Origin of the sequence: Desertivirga arenae (genome assembly GCF_017355785.1) — a bacterium.
In the GTDB taxonomy this organism is placed as follows: domain Bacteria; phylum Bacteroidota; class Bacteroidia; order Sphingobacteriales; family Sphingobacteriaceae; genus Desertivirga; species Desertivirga arenae.
Window position 1 is genome coordinate 1 of the sequence record NZ_JAFEWE010000006.1, and the last position, 19,178, is coordinate 19,178.

Consider the following 19,178-nt stretch of genomic DNA (forward strand, 5'->3'; position numbering starts at 1 on the left):
TTCAGCAAGAACAATTGCTATATTCGAGCTAAATAAAATGTAATCCTTAATCAGGATATGTTAAGTCCTATTCAGGACGATGTCAAATTAATCCAGGACGAGTGTAAAGCTATACTAGGACTAGACAAGTTATACCTGAGTATTGAACATCGCCGGTTCAATGCCGGATCAGCTTCGGTATGCGGCCGGTATTAACCGATGTTCACCTGGCCAGAGTCCGGTGCTGGTAGGGGCTTAAACTAAAGACAGTAAGTATCAGGAATTAATTCGTAGTTAACTCAGAAGCATTCCTGTTAGTATATTTTTATATTATATTACTCGGAGAAAAACCTTGTAAATGCAAGAGGCCGGCGATATTGGCTTGCCGGCTTCTTGAAAAATTATGTACTTTTAACACGCTTTCAAATACTTCCTAAAGATGATTAGCTACTGCTATGATTTCAAAAGTTTACAGAAAAGGGGACAGAAACTGCATCAATATTTGTACACTTTTATTTTTTAAGCCTTTCAAATAAAACCTTTACAAGCCTCAATTCCCTATAAATACACTAGACTTAACCTGAACTTTTTAAAGAGTTAAACTACCTGTAACACGCATGTATAAATACGGGTTAAAGAATCCTATTTTCAAGTAATTTCCCCATCTCTGGCATTTTGGTCCCGCGATTGTATAAGAAGGCCGTATTGATAAAGCCAGTAAGATGGAAGAACTTAACTTAAATTCTTCAGAACCGGATCAGGAACTGAATGCAGGAAAATCTGAGATCCAGGTTATCAGCAAGGAGAAAATTGTGATTCCTGTAGTTGAAGAGCAGATAACGATAGAGAAACAGGTTATAGAAACCGGAAAAGTAAGTGTTAGTAAAAAAGTAAATGAATACACTGAAAGCGTTGACATCCCTCTAACGAACGAAGAAGTAGACGTAAATAGAATAGAGATCAATCAGTACGTAACAGAAGCTCCTCCTGCAATAAGACAGGAAGGTAATAAAACAATTATTCCTATTCTAAAAGAAGTTTTAGTAGTAGAGAAAAAACTTCTACTTGTAGAAGAGGTACACATTACGAGAAAACAAGTAAAAACTTCTACCACCCGACAGGAAACCTTGAGAAAGGAAGAGGTGGTAATTAGTCGTACAGAAACTGAACCGAGTCAGAATAAATCAAATTAACATTTACCAAAAATTTGAAAAACATGTCAAAAACAGTAATTGGAATCTTCGACAGCGCCCGGGATGCGCAAGAAGCAGTAAGCCGTTTAAGCACGGCCGGAATTGAAAGAGAAAGAGTTGACATTGCTAATCGTGCTGAAACAAACACCAGTGTGGATAGAGATGATGATAATGACACAGGCTTCGGCAATAGCATCAGCAGCTTCTTCAGCAACTTATTTGGAGATGACGATGACGACGCCAAAAAATATTCTGAAGTTGCGCAACGTGGTTACACCATCACGGTACACGCGAATACTGCAGAAGAAGCTGACAGGGCAGCAGAAATACTTGATAACACCGGAGCAATCGATGTAGACGAAAGAGCTACACAGTTAAGAAGCGGCTATACTAGCTCAGAGAATTACACCTCCTCCGTCGACACAAATCGAATAAGTGACAGAGATTCAGATATAACTAATCGTTCTATTCCAGTTATCGAAGAGAATCTGGAAGTAGGAAAACGGGAAGTACAAAGTGGAGGGGCTCGTTTACATAGCCGTATTGTTGAAAGACCTGTTGAAGAACACATCCGTCTACGCTCTGAAAGAGTGAATGTAGAACGTAATCCTGTTAATCGGGAAGCAACTTCAGCTGATTTCGATACATTTAAAGAGGGTACAATCGAGCTAACAGAACGCAAAGAAATACCTGTTGTAAATAAAGAAGCGCGCGTTGTTGAAGAAGTTTCACTCAACAAAGAAGTAGAAGAAACTGAAGAAACAATCAGAGATACCGTAAGAAAAACGGAAATTGATGTAGAAAATCTAAGTGACGAAGAAATCCGTCGCCGTCGTGACTCATCCTCGTACAACGACTCGTCGTACAACAGGGACGATGACAGAACTATTTAAACAGCGAAAGCAAGAACGGCGGAATACATGTTCCGCCGTTTTATTTTCAAGCTAAGCTTCCACGAGTTCCAAACAACCACTACGGTGGTACTGCAGAGCATCATAAAGAGCCTGACAAGCCACATAATCTTCCTTTGCTTCTAAAACTCTCAACGTTTTTTCAACTAACTCAACCCTTCCGTTACTAATATCGGTATCAGCCCCTATTCTGAAAACGATATAATGCTTTGTGTTACGTAAATCCTTTTTCATTCTAAACTCTCATCAGACCCCTATTGTGGGCATATCCAAGATAAAAAGATAATGTTATCAAATCAATATTTTTTCAAATTAACCAAACAAAGAGAAGGAATATTTGTAAGGTGATATTCTTTAAAGAAAGAGAAAATTTAATTCTTTTAACGTTATATTTCTGAGCAATCCCTGTTTTTGAAACGAACGGGCTTATTAGCTTAAAGGGCTGAAAAAAGGCACGATCTTCTTGTTTATCAGTTGGTAGGTAAAAAAGTTCTAGACTGACAGTGCTTTTTGGATCATCTGGAGTCCCAATTCAGAATACTGAAGCTGGAGAGCAGCCTGCCTTCCAGGGTCACTCATTTTGTTCCATGTCTTTTGAATAATCCGAATAAGCTTGTCCTCGTCATGTTTTAGTACAAAGTCGGCAAATTGATATTCAAGAAAAACCAGACATAAGGCATTTTCAATTGTTTGAACCTCTGGGTCAGCTTTCAATTGCTGCTTGGTTATTATAGTCCTAACGCGTTCAATCTCCTCTGTAAAGTAACCTGCTTGTTCCATTAGTTCGCCAGCTTTTTGCGCATGGTACTTCCCCAGATTAGATCGCCAGTTCAAGTAACCAGCCTTGTTCATTGGATACGCGTCTCTTGGGATTTCCCATCGTCCGATATGCTGACTTCTTGAAGCTAGTTTTAAAGCCTCAGAGGCTTCCGGCTCCAGTTTTACAATCCACTCATACAGCTTAATTGCATAAAAGTATTCTGCAGCAAAAACTTCTCCATCCCAGGTCACTTTATTAGGATCTTGCTTGTTATAGGAGTCGAACAACTCAAAAGCAATTTCAAGTCTATCTTTTATCATCTGTATGTATATAATTCTACAATCTAATCACTTAAATAAATAACAATAATACTTATAAAAATACTTTTTTATCTTTGTGCAATTTATTTTTCCCCTCCAAAACCAATTGAAAGGCTTTTTTTCTTAAAAAAATTAAGACTAAAAGAACAATAAAGAGAAATGTGTGTAATAACGCCAAACGTTTTGGACTTGATTTTGCAGTAAACAATGAGAAAGAAGAGACAATTACTGTCTTTTTTTCACCCAATAAATGCTTTAACAGCGAGAGCTAAAATAAGATAATGACAACAAAAAGTGATAATTCTTCAAAAGGCCCTGATGTAGTTTTGATCGGGGCTGGTATCATGAGTGCTACACTTGGTGTAATGCTTAAAGAACTCGAGCCTAATATTACTATCGAAATTTACGAAAGGCTGGATGTAGCGGCGGCCGAAAGTTCAGATGCGTGGAATAACGCAGGAACAGGACACGCAGCTTTTTGTGAACTAAATTATACTCCGGAACTGGAAAACGGCAGTGTAAATATTTCAAAGGCAGTTAAAGTTGCCGAGTCATTTGAAGAATCAAGACAATTCTGGTCTTACCTGGTAGAAAAAGGATTCCTCGATAAACCAGAATCTTTTATCAAGTCGATCCCTCACATAAGCTTTGTTTGGGGAGAAAATAATGTTAATTTCCTTAGAAAAAGACATCAGGCGCTAACCCAGAATCCTTTGTTCAAAGGCATGGAATACGCTGAAGACAAAGAAACTCTGCTAAACTGGATGCCATTAGTGATGGAGGGCCGTGATGCCTCTCAGAAAGTGGCGGGAACAAAGATGGATATAGGAACGGACGTAAATTTCGGGGCTCTTACCAGATGCATGTTCAGCCAGCTTAAACAGATGCCTGGTGTTAAAATACATTTTGCTGAAGAGGTTGACAGCCTGAAGCAAGACAGGAGCGGTCGCTGGAAGATAACGATGAAAAACCTCAAGACTGGTGACAAGAAGAAAGTATCCTCCAAATTTGTGTTCATCGGTGCTGGAGGCGGATCTTTACCACTCCTTATTAAATCAGGTATTCCTGAAGGAAAAGGATATGGAGGGTTCCCTGTTAGCGGGCAATGGTTAAAGTGTACTAACCCTGAAATTATTGCAAAACACGAGGCAAAGGTTTACGGAAAAGCAGCCGTAGGGTCGCCTCCGATGTCAGTACCTCACCTTGATTCAAGAATGATCGGTGGAAAAAAAGCTCTTCTTTTTGGCCCTTATGCTGGTTTTACTACCAAATTCTTGAAGAACGGATCGATATTAGATCTATTTAAATCCGTAAAGATCAGCAATATTAAGCCTATGCTTGCTGCCGGTATCGATAATATACCTTTGACTAAATACCTGATCGATCAAGTGAAACAAAGTCCGGAAGAAAGACTGGAAGCTTTGAAAGAATATTTTCCAAGTGCAAGAATGGAAGATTGGGAACTTGAAATTGCAGGGCAACGTGTACAGGTGATCAAAAAAGACGAAAAGAAAGGCGGTGTACTTGAATTTGGTACAGAGGTAGTAAGTGCAGCGGATGGATCGATTGCTGCCCTTTTGGGTGCTTCTCCAGGAGCTTCAACTACAGTTTCTATCATGATCAATCTTCTTGGACGCTGCTTCAAGGAGAAGATGAAAACGGCAGAATGGCAAGCAAAAATTAAACAGATGGTTCCCTCACATGGTATCCCCCTAAGCACAAATGCAGAACTCTGTTATCAAATAAGAAACAAAACTGCAGAAACGCTTAAGTTGACAAAACAAGAAGAAGTTACAGTATAAAAACAAAGAAGGGCGCCAAATCGGCGCCCTTCTTTGTTTTCAGAACCTTATTATTACAGTTGTTCCTATTACATCTTTTCGGGAACTTCTATACCCAACAATTTCATTGCCTTTCTGATCACAGAGGCAGTAGCCGAGGAAAGCGCTAACCGGAAGTCCTTCACCTGAAGATCTTCAACTTTCAAGATTGGCTCTTCGTGATAGAATTTATTGTAAAGCTTCGCTAGTTCGTAAACGTAATTAGCGATTTGGGCAGGACTGTGTTCCCTTGCAGCAATCTCTAAAGTTTCTATATACTTACTTAAAGAAAGGATCAATTCCCGCTCAGTAGCAGTTAAAGATTTAATCGCCGGGGAAGCAGCCCCTTTACTACCAGCTTTATTCAAAACCGAGCAGATACGAGCGTGCGTATATTGAATGAAAGGACCTGTATGCCCCTGAAAGTCTATTGATTCGTTAGGATCAAATAACAAGCGCTTCTTAGGCTCTACTTTCAATAAGAAATATTTCAATGCCCCCAAGCCTATCATCCGGTACAGCTTTTCTTTCTCTTCGTCTGAAAAACCTTCCACCTTTCCTAACTCTTCGGTACGCTGCTTTGCCGTATCGATCATCTCCTGTATCAGATCATCCGCATCAACTACAGTTCCTTCCCTGGATTTCATCTTACCAGAGGGCAGGTCGACCATACCATAGGATAAATGATAAAGTCCTTTAGCCCAGGATTTTCCTAATTTGTCAAGGATAAGGAACAATACTTTAAAGTGATAATCCTGCTCGTTCCCTACTACATATATGGATTCATCTACACCGAAGTCTTTATACTTCAATTCAGCAGTACCCAGGTCTTGAGTGATATAAACAGAAGTACCGTCTCCTCTTAATACTAATTTCTCATCAAGGCCGTCTGCTGTCAGGTCGATCCAGACTGAGTTGTCCTCCTTCTTGAAAAACACGCCTTTTTCAAGTCCTTCATCTATAATGTCTTTTCCTAACAGGTACGTGTTAGACTCATAATAATACTTGTCAAAGTTAACGCCCAGTTTATTGTAAGTAACCTCGAAACCCGCATACACCCAGGAATTCATTGTTTTCCACAAGGAGATAACTTCATCATCCCCAGCTTCCCACTTTTGAAGCATAAGTTGTGCTTCCTTTATCAAGGGAGCATTTTTCTTGGCTTCGTCTTCGGTTTGCCCCTGGGCCTTTAGCTCATCTATTTGCTTTTTATATTCCTTGTCAAAAATGACATAGTAATTCCCTACCAGCTTATCTCCTTTTAACCCACTGCTTTCCGGAGTTTCGCCCTGACCAAATTTCTGCCATGCCAGCATAGATTTACAAATGTGAATGCCCCGGTCGTTAACCAAATTAGCCTTGATAACATCGTAACCATTAGCAGCAAGAATTTCAGATACAGAGTATCCTAAAAGGTTATTTCGGATATGGCCAAGGTGTAAAGGTTTATTCGTGTTTGGAGAAGAATACTCCACCATTACCTTCCTTCCGGCTGATGGGATCTTACCAAAATCTTCTTGTGATATGTTATTTGTAAAAGCATTCAACAGAAAGGAGTCGGTTACGGAAATATTTAAAAATCCTTTTATGACATTAAATCCCGCTACCTCATTCAGATTATTTACCAGATATTCCCCTATCTCATTTCCTGTCTGCTCCGGAGATTTTCTGGAAAGCTTGGTCAACGGGAATGTTACCACGGTTACCTCGCCTTCAAATTCTTTACGGGTTTCCTGAAGATTAATATCTGATTCTTTAAGATCTGCGTTATATAAAGCTTTTACTGCTTCGAGAGTGCCTTTTACTATAAAATCCATTTAGGACAAAGTTAACTTTTTATATTAATCGGTGGTAGAAGATCAGAATCTTCATTTACCTGATCTTTTCTGCCATTCACCGACCAACCACATCGTCTAACCTAAATCTTCTAACAATTTTTTTGAAAACAGCCTAAGTTTGAGAAAAAAAGATGGAAACTAATAGTTCATATAAAGAAAAACGTTCCAGGGTAAAAGTTGCAATGGGACTAGTGTTCGTAATTTTCGGCGGACTTATGTTTGGTAGTAATCTTGGGCTGGGTGTGCCTTCATGGCTCACCAGCTGGCCGGTGTTATTAATTTTATTAGGTGTTGTTGCTGGGATAAAACATCAATTCAGAAGGCCGGGAGCTTATGTGCTTATCTTAATCGGAACAGTATTCTTAACAGACAAACTTATACCTGGATTCCAATTTCATGAACTTATGTTTCCTTTGGCAGTAACCAGCACAGGAATATTTTTAATCTTAAAAAGGAATGAAGGAGCCGGCTTCAGACATTGTCACCAGTTCAAAGGATTTAGACAGACTAAGGAATCTCAGGAATAAATTGTATGGATACAATGGCAGGAGAATTAAAATGGCAAAGGCCTCCTGCCATTAGTAAACTGATTTAGGTAAAATTCATTTCATCTTATGTCCAACCTTCTCCTTGTTTAGCCTTTTTAGCCTTAATAAAATCTTCAGCTTTCGCCTTACTCAGAATGGCCGACATATTATTGCCTTCGCTATCTTTTCCAATTGCGATATATTTTCCTGATTTCACATTGATCACGGGATCAATCATAGGAACGTTTTTAGTTTTTGTTTTCACCGAATACGCAGTGATACCACTTTGTTCTTCTTTCTTCTCTTTAGCCATATAATTAGATTATCTTTACTGTGGTAATGTATCAAAGTCTTTTTTTGTTTTACACACCTAAAAAAGTAACCTCGAAGAAATTATCCTATGAAGAAATTATTAAAAGAAGTGCAAATACGCGAAACGAAAATTCTCAATTTACATAATGAGATTTTCTGAACAAAAAAAATATAGTTTCCAAACAAAAGGCACGGTTATTTTATTTTAACCTTAAGGAAACTGAATTAATATTACAAATTGCGCAAATGATTAAGGACCATTTGCAAAGAACACTGTAATTACTGTAAATCATCTCTATATGAAGACATCTTTAAGGGTGGAATCCATCCAGTTACTGCGCGCTGTCGCGGTGATCCTGGTTGCTTATGTGCATATTGTTGATTCCTCCACATTCGCCAGTCCTCAACAAAAGAATCTTTTTTATCTTGAAAATTGGGGCGCTATCGGTCTTGATCTTTTTTTCGTGATTAGCGGTTTTATCATGACCGTTATTACCCCAAACTATGTCAATACCGGGAACTGGAAAGATTTTTTGTTGAAAAGAGCTTTAAGGATCATCCCAATCTACTGGCTATTATCCATTTTTTCCTATGTGGTATCAACAGCACGAGGTTCCTCCTTCAGCTTCGAAAAAATTATAAAGACCGTTCTGTTCCTCCCGGTATTTGACACCTCCGAGTTTGTATTTCCAATCATCCCTGTAGGCTGGTCACTTTCTCTTGAAATGTACTTCTATCTTATGATTGCAGGGCTGCTTATATATGCAAATAAGAATATTTATAGAAATCTTTTGATACTACTTGCGTGCCTGCCTGTTTTAGGACTTTTTCTTAAACCAGAAGCAGCGGTTTTTAAATTTTTATTCTCACCTCTCCTACTTGAGTTTGGAATGGGTATTATCAGCGGCCTGATCTTTCGTCGACTCACTTCGACCGTTAATTCAGGGAACCGGTTGCAAATGCAAGCTCTGGCGACTACCCTAACTGTATTAGGCATGGGTCTTATGATCACCACTCTATTTACCGGATTTTCAAACGTTGCTGATGCAACAGTGGTGTCCGAGAATATAAACAAAGCCCTTTTGCGCGCTTTGATATGGGGAATACCATCTGCCCTATTCCTTACCGGTGTGGTTCTATTAGAAAACCTCTTTCACCTAAGTTCTCCTAAATTGTTCGTTAGCCTGGGTGACGCGTCTTACTCATGTTACCTTCTACACACTACCATCCTTATTCCGATCTCAATGAAGATCTTCAAGCTATCGGGTGTTGGAAATGGGGACCTATACATTTTTTTCAGCCTGCTCTTTGTGCTGGGTGGAAGCTTGTTTTTTTATGAGTTTGGCGAAAAGAGACTTAATAACTTTATTTACAACAATTACCTGGCAAAAAGGAACACTTCTAAGGTTAAAAAAGACAGGAAGCCAAAGCTGTTGGTGAATAGAATGGCATTTCGACTGCGACGACCGTCTAAAACTACTGATAGCCCATTAGTTTAATATGTAGTCCGTCTATTTGAGGGTTCACTTTTAGCTGACACGCGAGGCGACTGGATGCTGTGGCATCTGGCCTCGCGTCTAATGTTATTAATTCAGCTTCTTCAGGTTCTGGCAGATCATTACCGCCATTAATAACCTTACAATGGCAATCGGCACATAATGCCATCCCGCCACAAGTAGCACGCATGTCATAATCAAATGTTTTAAGTGTTTCCATCAGGTTCAGATCAATTTCTTCTGGAATATCCAGTTTACGAACAACTCCTTCCCGGTCTTCAACTGTTATCCTTATCATATCAAAATGCATTGACACCGTAAACGGTAGTGTACTTAAAACTTAGTTTCTGGTCAGGATATACATACTTAAAAGCACTTTGCGCCATTAACGCAGCTTCATGGAATCCCGAAAGTATTAATTTAAGTTTTCCTGGATAAGTATTTATGTCTCCTATGGCGTAAATCCCTTCAACATTGGTAGAATAGTCGAAGGTATTCACTTCGATAGCAGCCTTGTCAATGTTCAAATTCCAATCTGCAATAGGTCCTAATTTAGGAGTAAGGCCAAATAAAGGAATAAAGAAGTCCGCATCAGTAATTAGCTTTTCATTATTCTTATCTGTAATAATTACTCCGCTTAGACGCTCGTCCCCCACCAGGGTACTTACCTGTGCTTGCAAAATCAGATTTATCCGGCCCAGTTTTGCCAGTTCAAACACTTTTTCAGCTGAGTCTGGGGCACCCCGAAAAGTTTCAGCACGATGGACAAGCGTCACTTCTTCTGCAACATCTGCCAGAAATATTGCCCAGTCTAAAGCAGAATCGCCACCTCCTGAAAGAACAACTTTTTTACTTCTGAAAAGCTCAGGATCTTTTATCATGTAAGCAACACCTCTTCCTTCAAAAAGCTCCAGCTTTTCGATAACAGGCTTTCTAGGCTCAAAGCACCCTAATCCCCCGGCAATAACTACAGCCTTTGCCTCAACTACCGTATTGTCGGAAGTCCTTATTATAAAACTGCCGTCGGGTAGCTTTTGCAACTCGTCAACTCTTTCACCCAAGGTAAAGCCAGGATTAAAAGGAGCAGCCTGCTCCATCAGGTTATTCACCAATTCCTGGGCATTGATAACAGGATAGCCAGGAATATCATAAATAGGTTTCTGAGGATATATTTCGGATAACTGTCCGCCCACTTGTGGAAGAACATCAATGAGATGGCAGCGCATCTTTAACAAGCCGGCTTCGAATACTGCAAAAAGACCTACTGGTCCTGCGCCTATAATGCAAATGTCTGTAATAACATGATCCATAATTATTTGCTTTTGATGAAGCAAATGTTGGAACAATGCGGACCTGAAACAAATGATTAAAACTTATTCAGGATTACTTTAAGTTATAATGAGTTGCACAAAAACGTTTAAAAAGGTGAACAAGCGAACTCACATTTCCTTGAGAATGAACAAATTGAAAATCTCTGGAAATTTCGAGACCTTTAACATCTATAATGGTTAATTCGTTATATCGAAGTTCTTTTGTGATTGCCTGAACGGAGAGGAAAGCAGCCGCATCTGAATGCAGTAGATATTCTTTAATAGAAGCGGAGTTTTCAATCCTTGCTTCTACATTGAGATCTCTAGGATTCAAGCCAATTGCCAGGAGTGCGTTGTTGATCACCTCCAGTGTACCAGAGCCTTGCTCGCGCTTTATCAGGGGGATGTCGAGTAGCTGGCGGGGAACTATTTCAGTTAGCTTAGCCAATTGACTTCCACTTCTGGCTACCAGCACTATTTCATCTTTGATGAAATTGGAGTAGGCAAGCTGAGGAAAATGAGAACTCCCTTCTACAAGACCAATATCCAATTTCTCATCAATAATTTTGTGAGAAATAGCATCTGTATTAGCCTCAGTAAAGGTAAAAGAAACGGCCGGGTAGGATTTTTTAAACAAAGCAAGGAGCTTCGGAAGAACGGCTTGAGCGATCGTAGTACTTGCCCCAATTCTGAGAGTACCACCAATTGTATTATTCAGCTGTGCCAGCTCGGTATCCAAAGCCGAATAAATATCAAAAACCTTCTCAGCATACCGCAAAAGAAGCTCTCCTGCAGCTGTCAAGCTAACAGAATTCCCATTTCTCTTGAAAAGCCTTTGGCCAGTTTGCTGCTCCAGCTCGCGGATGTGTTTTGTTACTGCAGGTTGGGTAATGAAAAGTTCCAGTGCGGCCTTCGTAAAGCTAAGCTTAGTTGCTACCGTATGAAAAACTTTAAGGCGGAAATCAAAAATCATATTAAAGACCCGGGGAAACTAAACTAAAACTTATTAACCTTCCGCATGCGGATTAAAATCAGAAGAATGAACACCAGCACGGCCACCAAAACTTTTAAATACAGCATAACACTATCAATCGTTTAATAAAGATGAATGTAAAGTTAAGTCACAAACACAATTGAAATTAAAAAAACTGACATTTTAGAAGTTTTAACTTTTAAATTAGGATTAAAATACTTCTATTTGAATTATAAATCTTACCCCCCACAAGTAGAATCTGAATAGATATGAAAGTTCCTGGCAGAAGAAGTTTTATTCAAAAAGCATCAATGGGTACTTTGATGGCTTTAAGTATACCTCAGCTAATACTCACTGCGTTTGCAGAAGATGATGCAAAGAACAAGAAAATACCTTTAGCAAAAAACGAGATCGTGTTATTTCAGGGTGATTCTATCACCGATGCAGGAAGGGCAAGGGAAAACTTTAACGTGAACGATCAAAAAGCGTTAGGCAACGGATACGCTTACCTTGCTACTGCAGACCTTCTGAATGACAATCCTCAGAAGCACCTTAAAATATATAACAGAGGTATTAGCGGTAATAAAGTTTATCAGCTTACTGAACGATGGGAAGAGGATACGTTTAAGTTAGAACCTACAGTCCTTAGTATCCTTATCGGAGTGAATGATTTTTGGCACATGAAAAAACATGGATACTCAGGAACGCTGGAGACTTACAGGAACGATTATAAGGCGCTATTAGACAAAACAAAGCAGAAATTGCCGGATCTAAAGTTGATAATAGGAGAACCCTTTGCGATTCTTGGTACAGCAGTAGATGCAAGCTGGTTCCCGGCATTTAAAGAATATCAGGAAGCAGCAAAAGAAATAGCCAACAGCTATAATGCCGCGTTCATTCCCTATCAGCGCATCTTCGATAACGCGTTGAAACTGGCACCAGGAGAATACTGGGCCCCAGATGGAGTGCATCCTAGTATAGCAGGTGCACGATTAATGGCCACTGCATGGTTAGAAACTATTAAGGGATAATATAGAAACAAAGAAGGAAGCCTGAGGCTTCCTTCTTTGTTTAAAATGAAGTTAATGACTCCTTCAGATCTTTAACAGATGATTGGCTTGTAGATGAAGACGTTGATAAAACTGATGAAGCTTTAACACTTTTTCCATAGAAAGCAGTATTATACTCCTTATCCACATCGAGGACCGTACCATTCAAAGTTATGCCTGCAAATAAGCCCTTGCTACGTGAGTAAGAGTAAACTTCGGCGTCCAATTTGGTGTCAGTATTAGCGGTTGCGTTACGACCTACAGGCCCGGCAGCCACAGATGCATCGCCTCCAAGACTAAATTTTCTCTGACCAATATTGGCTAACGTAGATCTGTTTTTGAATACTAACACAAGATCAACTGCCTGTACTCCAGCCTGAAAGCCTATACTTCCGCCGGTAAGGGTAACAAACAAAGGATCACTCCAATTACCATCTGCATTCTTAACCATAGCAACACCTTTGCCTCTTTTACCGCCAATTCCAAGGCCTGCATTAATCATACTTGGAATGATCACAATTCCTTGGGCTTGTTGTAAAAGTTCTTCCGGTATAGACTCTTTCATGTTCTTGAATTCGTTCAGGATCTCTGTCGATTTCTGAATCTTCTCCTGTTGTTTAGTCTGTGCACTCGCGGGCACTACCAGAGCAAGAACGCATAGAAATGCACCTACTCTCTTTAACAATTGTCTTTTCATAGCTATTTCTATTGATGTACAGGTTTAACTAATGAAAAAATGAGAGGTTTTCATTAAATTGATTTTTACTTAATCCCTGCAAAAACCATAAAGCTCTGCTTATACAATTCCTTACCTTTGTATAGATGAACTTGGAGGCCGGGAGATATAGTCAACTCATTAAGAACGAGGCAAAAAGACTCGGATTTTTATTTTGTGGAATTTCAAAGGCTGAGTTTCTTGAAGAGGAAGCTCCGCGGCTTGAAAACTGGCTTAAGAATCAGTACAATGGCAAAATGGGCTATATGGAGAATCATTTTGACAAAAGGCTCGACCCCACCAAATTAGTGGAAGGAGCTAAATCTGTAATCTCCCTTGCCTATAACTACTTCACACCTACCCTTCAGAAAGATCCCGATGCTCCAAAAATATCTAAATATGCGTACGGCACAGATTATCATTTTGTAATCAAAGAAAAGCTTAAAGAGCTGCTCAATACAATCCATGAGCAGATAGGTCAGGTGGGGGGACGAGCCTTTGTTGATTCTGCGCCAGTGCTTGACAAAGCCTGGGCTAAAAAAAGCGGGATTGGCTGGACAGGAAAAAATTCAAATCTTCTTAATAAAAGTGCAGGCTCCTTCTTTTTTCTTGCAGAGCTTATCATTGATACCGAACTGGAATACGATACGCCTTCAACTAAAGATCATTGTGGCACCTGTACCCGTTGTATTGACGCCTGCCCTACTGATGCTATTGTTTCTCCTTATATCGTAAATGGTAGCCGGTGTATCTCTTATCTGACTATAGAATTGAAGGAGGAAATCCCCTCTGAGTTTAAGGGCAAGATGGACAATTGGATATTTGGCTGTGACATTTGTCAGGATGTTTGTCCATGGAACCGATTCTCGACCCTTCACAATGAGGCAGCATTTAATCCCCATCCCGAGTTAAAAGACATGAACAAGCGGAATTGGGAAGAAATTACGGAGGAAGTGTTTGCCCGGATATTCAAGAACTCAGCAGTTAAAAGGACTAAGTTTTCCGGGTTAAAAAGGAATATTAGCTTTTTGCAGGAAGTCTCTGTTGAATCCACAGAAGAATTACCTTAATAAAAGCTTCCATCTCCCCTGCGCATCATTTGCCGTCCGTTCCTTGTTGGTGTTCCTGTCCATTTGGAAGGTGCCCAACGAAAATTCAACATAAAATAACGACTAAGAGCATTTGATTGCGTTTGCGTACGACTATTTGCCGTAACAGTAAGATTAGTAAAGCTATTCTCTTTCAGGATATCGAATACCTGAAGACCCAGGGTGCCGTTCTTGCGTTTAAAAAATTGTTTCTGGATAGAGGTATTTATAACCAAAGGATTAGAGGTAAGCGCTGCACTTAAACCACTCGTAAAATTTTGACTAGCACTAAATGTTAGATAGGTTGTCTTTTGAAGATAAACTCTGCCATCTGCATTAAATGCCCATCTTCGGTTCCAGGTATTTCGATCAGAAATAGAGTAGTCTGCTTTAGTATAAACGAAGTTGATGTTAGGGTTAAATTCTACGGCCTCTGCAGGATTGATCTGCAAGCCGAGGCGTTGGTTGAAATTCCAGCTATTTGAGGTTATTTTGAGTGGAACAGCGTCAGGGTCGAGTCTTTTGTCAGCGCGACTAAAGGTAATTCCATGATTGTTGGAAATAGTTCCGTTATACCTCAAGCTATATTTTCTATCTGCAAAAGATTTACTGATATTATAGTTTCCTGAATAGGCTCTGATTCCGCTTACGTTAGTATAAGTTGTTTCATAAATAAAATTGGTGCTATCTCCATAATAAGTGGAATTTGCAACGACAGAATTTTCAACGAAGCGGGCTGTAAGGTTCAGTGAATAATTCAACCTGGAGTTCGCAATATAATTATTATAAGCAAAATTGATATTGTGATTAAACGATGCTTTCAGATTTGGATTTCCAACAACCGGATTATTTATATTAGATACATCTCTAACTGGTTGGATCTGATCAAAAGTTGGTTCCTGCGCATTTCCTGTATAGTTTAAACTTAACCTGTGCTGGCGGGAAAACTGATACTCCAGTCGTGCAATAGGGATCAGAAAGAAATTTGTTCTTCTTAAACCTGTATCTATCGAAGCTTTTTTCCGCTCACCCTCCAGAAGGGTTGGAATTGCGGTAACACCTAACGAGAAGTTGTATTTTTTTTCTGTAAATCGGTAGTTCAACGATAAGCGCGTTTCTGTAAATGAGTAGTTGAAAATATTACTAAGTGAATCAATTCTAAAGGGTGTTCCGTTGATTGTATTATCTGTAAAAGCCCTGTTATCGTAGGCTCTTCTGTTAGTCTGAGCGTTAAAATCCATTCTTGATTTGTTACTTAGACTTTCCGAAAAGGTGGCGCTTGCACGAAGGGAATTTGTAAGACTATTTCTTATTATGAGTCGCCTTATTAGAGAGTCTTTGAAAGCAATGTCGTCATTCGTGCGGGGATCGTAGAATTGAAGGTTTGTATTTTGTTCGGTCTCAATTTCTGTAGAATTGTTAGAATAGTTTACGTTGACAGAGAAGTTCCTGCCTTTTTTCGCAAAGATGTGCTGATAAAGAAGACTTCCTCCAAAAGTTGGCGCAGTGTTATCGGTTGAGTTTTTCCCTGAACTTATCTGCCTGTTTCTTAATGAACGTTGTGAATTAATAGTATTGGAGCCATTTAGCGAATAGGTATAGCTGATATTAGGCTGAACACGCAAATAATTAAATTTATCAATATCGTATTCCAAATCGAAATTAAAATTTCCAGATTGACCATTTCGATCATTTGCTCCATTTCTTTCGGTGTAAATCGTATTAACACTATCTATAAATGTTTCCGTAATGCTATTGCTGGTAGAGTTATTATTATTTAATCTAAAAGATAGACCGGTATTAAGATCCATTTTCGGGTTTATTTTATCCCTGTAACCGAAAGAGGCATTTCCAGTTTTATTCGTTCCACTGGTTCCCGATACTCCGCCAGAGAAATTTCCACTATTAGCGTTTCCTGAACCGTTACCTCTGTTTCCAGAACCATTGTTTCCCTGATTGCCACCGTTGTTCCCTCCACCAGAAAAGCCTCCATTACCAGATCCCGCAACCCCAATAACGGTATTGCTAAGACCCGTACTAGCCGTAAGCACCCTATTTCCACTCATTCGTTGTCCCCACAGTCCTGTTTCCAGTCGCTCATTGCTTCCAAGCCCTCCATTTATCCTGGCAATATTACCCACTGATCTATTTGCCTTGGTAGTTAGATTCAGCACTTTTCTTGGCTCGCCATCTTTAATTCCAGTCCTCGCTGCCTGATCCCCATAATCGTCCACAAACTGCGCTTTTTCGATGATCTCAGCAGGCAGGTTCTGTATTGCATTTGCCACATCGCCACCTGAATAATCCTTTCCATTCAACCGGGCTTTTGTAACTGCTTGTCCCTGGAATGTGACGGAGCCGTCAGTACCAACCTCAACTCCTTCCATTTTCTTCAAAAGCTCATCCACTGTTGCATTTTCCCTTACTTTATAATCGGTTGCCCTGAATTCAACGGTATCTTCTTTGTAGGTAATAGATGGAGTACCATTCACCGTTACTTCCTTTAGAAGATTTGATGAAGATTTCAAAATAATCGGATCCAGGATGAGCCGTTTAGTTGCATCATTATATAGGAAACGCTTATTAAAATTACTAAAACCAAGGCTCTTCACTGAAATTACAAACTGTCCTGCCTGAACATTTTTGAAGATGAAGATACCATCGCCATTTGTTACTGTTTTTAAAGTGTCTTTCGTCGAGGTTAAAGTAACTGAAGCAGCAATTACTGTGTTATCTGTACTATCTTTTACAATTCCGCTAACTTCATGACTTAGCTGGGCCTTCAGCGCCAATGTCAACAGAAGCAGACAGCACAGAGATAAGATCTTTTTCATTTTATATTGGGCTAAGGTTATTGCTTCGCAAGCGTGTATTTTTCCCAGAAGAAGGTTGGTTCAAACATAGAAGGATCAAAGTTCTGACGACTTCCTCCGCCTCCATTTCCTCCGCCTCCAAAGCCACCAGCCCCAAATCCACCCTCCCGGTTTCCTCCACCCTCAAACCTGATATTCATTTGACGGCCATTTACTTTTATACTATAGGCAAACTCTTTAGACTTGGCCGCATCAATTTGCAGCAAAGTAAAGGGAATTGCTAATTCATAAATATAAGTTCCGTGAAGGTCTACACGCGATACTGCTTTGACACCGTACTCATTGTAAATAGAAATTAGTGAATCTGCTATACTTTCCACTCCTAATACTTTAATTTCCCTGGACTGTGCAAGTTGCTGCTTTCTACGCTCAAGCACCGCAGCAGAATCCACCGTTCCTCCCTGCCCCCCCATTCTTTGTCCAAATCCTCCCTGCCCTCTTTGTCCTCTGGTTTGCCTGCTTACTACCGGAAACGTAAATGACGCAGCGTCCTTTTCCTTTTTCTTTCCAGCAGCATTCACCGTGAAAGTTATTCCTCCCATTAATATCTTGTTTACATCGGTCGACTGAATAACGAGATAGAGATTAGTAGCATCATTACTTAAACTGTAAGAGAGACGGGTATTTTTATTGTAAGCCTGAAACCTTGTTGCCGGATCAAGCTTTCCATCGGCTTTTAAGGGAGAAGCAGCCCAGAGTGCATTTTGCTGAGTTTCGGGTAATTTCTGGCCAATGGCCTGAAGTGCAACAGATGCAAGGATAGCGCTAACTGTGAGTTTTAAAAGATTCATTTGGTCGATTGATGTTAGATAAGCAATTGTAGTGATAAGTACATTCTTTAGAAAACGAAAGATACCTTGCCCGGAAAAAAAGATACGACCTGCCTCTTTTCTGCGATTTTATCCCCAGTAAAAATTCTTAAAAGAAAAAACCCGTAGGAAAGCATAACTTATCCTACGGGTTTACAATAACTTTATGAGCAAAGGTTATTTCCCGAACTTCTGCTTTAGCAAATCGAGCATATCGTTCGTAATAGGCTCAGACTTTTCAGGCTTTTTATAGTTCGGATTATACTCCTTCTTTTGAAAATTCGGCTTCTGCCCCTGGTATTGATTCCTGTTTTGTCGTACTTCCTCAACCGTAACCGTACGGGTAGTTTCCTGTTTTACCAAAACCTTCTTGTTATTCCAGCGTACCCAGATCTTCTCCAAACATCTTTTTGTGTATAAAGGAAAATCTCCCTGTTGCATCCAGGAATAGTAACTGGGTTCTAAAGTAAATACTTCCTCTACACATTTTCCTTTGTGTTTACCAAAGTTGAATACTTCTATCCCGTGTTCATTAAAAACCATCCTTCCGGCAAAATCAACGGGGCGGCTCAAATTTGTAAATACGTGAAGGGCATCTACATCATTTTGCACAGGCTTGGATTTATTGCCTTTTTTATCTTCCCATTCCGTGTCCTGATATTTTTCTAACTGAGCTAATAATACTTCGTAAGTAGCACGGATATCAGCCTCGGCAGAATGCGCATTCTCTATCTGCTTCCCGCAGTAGAATTTGTACGCAGCCTTTAAAGTCCGCTGCTCCATCTGGTGAAAAATATTCTGTACATCGACAAACTTGCGATCATCAAGCTCAAATGCTACTCCTGCCCTCAAGAATTCTTCCATCAGCATAGGAATATCAAACTTATTTGAATTATAGCCCGCAAGGTCACAGTCTATAAGGAAGTCGGCGAACTCTTGACCGATTTGTTTGAAAGTAGGCTCATCTTTAATATCTTCATCGTATATACCATGAATTAAAGATGTTTCTAAAGGAATAGGCATCTCCGGATTAATCCTCGATACCTTCATTTCCTGAGATCCGTCAGGAAGGACTTTCAGGACTGCAATCTCCACAATGCGATCCACACCAAGATTAGTACCTGTAGCCTCAAGATCAAAAAAGGCAAGAGGTCGTTTTAAATTGAGCTTCATGTATTTTCAAAGGTCGGAAAATCCTTTTAGAA

19 protein-coding genes are annotated in these 19,178 nt (G+C 39.8%); 8 read left to right on the forward strand and 11 right to left on the reverse strand.

Annotation, left to right across the window (positions count from 1 at the left end; translation table 11 throughout):
* Positions 1-57 precede the first annotated feature (57 nt).
* The 3 genes from J4N24_RS13480 (at position 58) to J4N24_RS13490 (ending at position 2,065) form a co-directional block, all read left to right on the forward strand.
* Positions 58-195 (forward strand): hypothetical protein, encoded by a 138-nt coding sequence (locus J4N24_RS13480; protein ID WP_207534222.1) that lies wholly within the window; start codon positions 58-60, stop codon positions 193-195.
* Positions 196-701: 506 nt separating this feature from the next.
* Positions 702-1,172: a YsnF/AvaK domain-containing protein gene (locus J4N24_RS13485; RefSeq protein ID WP_207534223.1), complete on the forward strand. Its 471-nt coding sequence runs from the start codon at positions 702-704 to the stop codon at positions 1,170-1,172.
* A 23-nt stretch (positions 1,173-1,195) separates the two neighbouring features.
* Positions 1,196-2,065, forward strand: a complete 870-nt coding sequence (locus tag J4N24_RS13490) for a YsnF/AvaK domain-containing protein (protein ID WP_207534224.1) — start codon at positions 1,196-1,198, stop codon at positions 2,063-2,065.
* Between the two features lie 51 nt (positions 2,066-2,116).
* On the opposite strand, the gene J4N24_RS13495 is transcribed toward J4N24_RS13490, so the two are convergent.
* Together J4N24_RS13495 and J4N24_RS13500 are read right to left on the reverse strand one after the other, a co-directional pair.
* On the reverse strand, positions 2,117-2,317 hold the full coding sequence (locus J4N24_RS13495; protein WP_207534225.1) for a hypothetical protein: 201 nt from the start codon (positions 2,315-2,317) through the stop codon (positions 2,117-2,119).
* Positions 2,318-2,575: 258 nt separating this feature from the next.
* A complete protein-coding gene (locus tag J4N24_RS13500) occupies positions 2,576-3,163 on the reverse strand; it encodes a DUF4202 domain-containing protein (protein ID WP_207534226.1) in 588 nt (195 codons plus the stop codon).
* Positions 3,164-3,444: 281 nt separating this feature from the next.
* On the opposite strand from J4N24_RS13500, the gene J4N24_RS13505 reads away from it, so the two are divergent.
* Positions 3,445-4,965, forward strand: coding sequence for a malate:quinone oxidoreductase (locus J4N24_RS13505; protein WP_207534227.1), 1,521 nt, complete (start codon positions 3,445-3,447; stop codon positions 4,963-4,965).
* A 68-nt stretch (positions 4,966-5,033) separates the two neighbouring features.
* Here the strand turns inward: J4N24_RS13505 and argS are convergent, their stop codons facing one another.
* Positions 5,034-6,800 carry an arginine--tRNA ligase gene (gene argS, locus J4N24_RS13510; RefSeq protein ID WP_207534228.1) on the reverse strand — a complete coding sequence of 589 codons (1,767 nt, stop codon included), beginning with the start codon at positions 6,798-6,800 and terminating at the stop codon, positions 5,034-5,036.
* Positions 6,801-6,952: 152 nt separating this feature from the next.
* Between argS and J4N24_RS13515 the strand changes: the two genes are divergently transcribed.
* Positions 6,953-7,348, forward strand: coding sequence for a LiaF transmembrane domain-containing protein (locus J4N24_RS13515; RefSeq protein ID WP_207534229.1), 396 nt, complete (start codon positions 6,953-6,955; stop codon positions 7,346-7,348).
* Between the two features lie 85 nt (positions 7,349-7,433).
* Here J4N24_RS13515 and J4N24_RS13520 read toward each other — a convergent pair whose 3' ends face one another.
* Positions 7,434-7,661 (reverse strand): hypothetical protein, encoded by a 228-nt coding sequence (locus tag J4N24_RS13520; RefSeq protein ID WP_207534230.1) that lies wholly within the window; start codon positions 7,659-7,661, stop codon positions 7,434-7,436.
* A gap of 298 nt (positions 7,662-7,959) precedes the next feature.
* Between J4N24_RS13520 and J4N24_RS13525 the strand changes: the two genes are divergently transcribed.
* Positions 7,960-9,159, forward strand: coding sequence for an acyltransferase family protein (locus J4N24_RS13525; protein ID WP_207534231.1), 1,200 nt, complete (start codon positions 7,960-7,962; stop codon positions 9,157-9,159).
* Here J4N24_RS13525 and J4N24_RS13530 read toward each other — a convergent pair.
* The 3 genes from J4N24_RS13530 to J4N24_RS13540 form a co-directional block, all read right to left on the reverse strand.
* A complete protein-coding gene (locus J4N24_RS13530) occupies positions 9,137-9,454 on the reverse strand; it encodes a 2Fe-2S iron-sulfur cluster-binding protein (protein ID WP_207534232.1) in 318 nt (105 codons plus the stop codon). The genes J4N24_RS13525 and J4N24_RS13530 overlap by 23 nt on opposite strands.
* A 1-nt stretch (position 9,455) precedes the next feature.
* Entirely contained in the window at positions 9,456-10,466 is a 1,011-nt protein-coding gene (locus J4N24_RS13535; protein WP_207534233.1) for an NAD(P)/FAD-dependent oxidoreductase, read from the reverse strand.
* 73 nt (positions 10,467-10,539) lie between these two features.
* Positions 10,540-11,439, reverse strand: coding sequence for a LysR substrate-binding domain-containing protein (locus J4N24_RS13540; protein WP_207534234.1), 900 nt, complete (start codon positions 11,437-11,439; stop codon positions 10,540-10,542).
* A gap of 269 nt (positions 11,440-11,708) precedes the next feature.
* Here J4N24_RS13540 and J4N24_RS13545 point away from each other — a divergent pair, with 269 nt between their 5' ends.
* Positions 11,709-12,470, forward strand: coding sequence for an SGNH/GDSL hydrolase family protein (locus J4N24_RS13545; protein ID WP_207534235.1), 762 nt, complete (start codon positions 11,709-11,711; stop codon positions 12,468-12,470).
* Positions 12,471-12,510: 40 nt separating this feature from the next.
* Here J4N24_RS13545 and J4N24_RS13550 read toward each other — a convergent pair whose 3' ends face one another.
* Positions 12,511-13,185 (reverse strand): lipid-binding SYLF domain-containing protein, encoded by a 675-nt coding sequence (locus J4N24_RS13550; protein ID WP_207534236.1) that lies wholly within the window; start codon positions 13,183-13,185, stop codon positions 12,511-12,513.
* Between the two features lie 125 nt (positions 13,186-13,310).
* Here J4N24_RS13550 and queG point away from each other — a divergent pair, with 125 nt between their 5' ends.
* Positions 13,311-14,273 carry a tRNA epoxyqueuosine(34) reductase QueG gene (queG, locus tag J4N24_RS13555; protein WP_207534237.1) on the forward strand — a complete coding sequence of 321 codons (963 nt, stop codon included), beginning with the start codon at positions 13,311-13,313 and terminating at the stop codon, positions 14,271-14,273.
* Here the strand turns inward: queG and J4N24_RS13560 are convergent.
* The 3 genes from J4N24_RS13560 to J4N24_RS13570 all read right to left on the reverse strand — a co-directional run bounded on the left by J4N24_RS13560 (position 14,270) and on the right by J4N24_RS13570 (position 19,146).
* Positions 14,270-17,125, reverse strand: coding sequence for an outer membrane beta-barrel protein (locus J4N24_RS13560; protein ID WP_207534238.1), 2,856 nt, complete (start codon positions 17,123-17,125; stop codon positions 14,270-14,272). The genes queG and J4N24_RS13560 overlap by 4 nt on opposite strands.
* Before the next feature lie 17 nt (positions 17,126-17,142).
* On the reverse strand, positions 17,143-17,955 hold the full coding sequence (locus J4N24_RS13565; RefSeq protein ID WP_207534239.1) for a hypothetical protein: 813 nt from the start codon (positions 17,953-17,955) through the stop codon (positions 17,143-17,145).
* Positions 17,956-18,150: 195 nt separating this feature from the next.
* A complete protein-coding gene (locus J4N24_RS13570) occupies positions 18,151-19,146 on the reverse strand; it encodes a 3'-5' exonuclease (protein WP_207534240.1) in 996 nt (331 codons plus the stop codon).
* Positions 19,147-19,178: the final 32 nt, after the last annotated feature.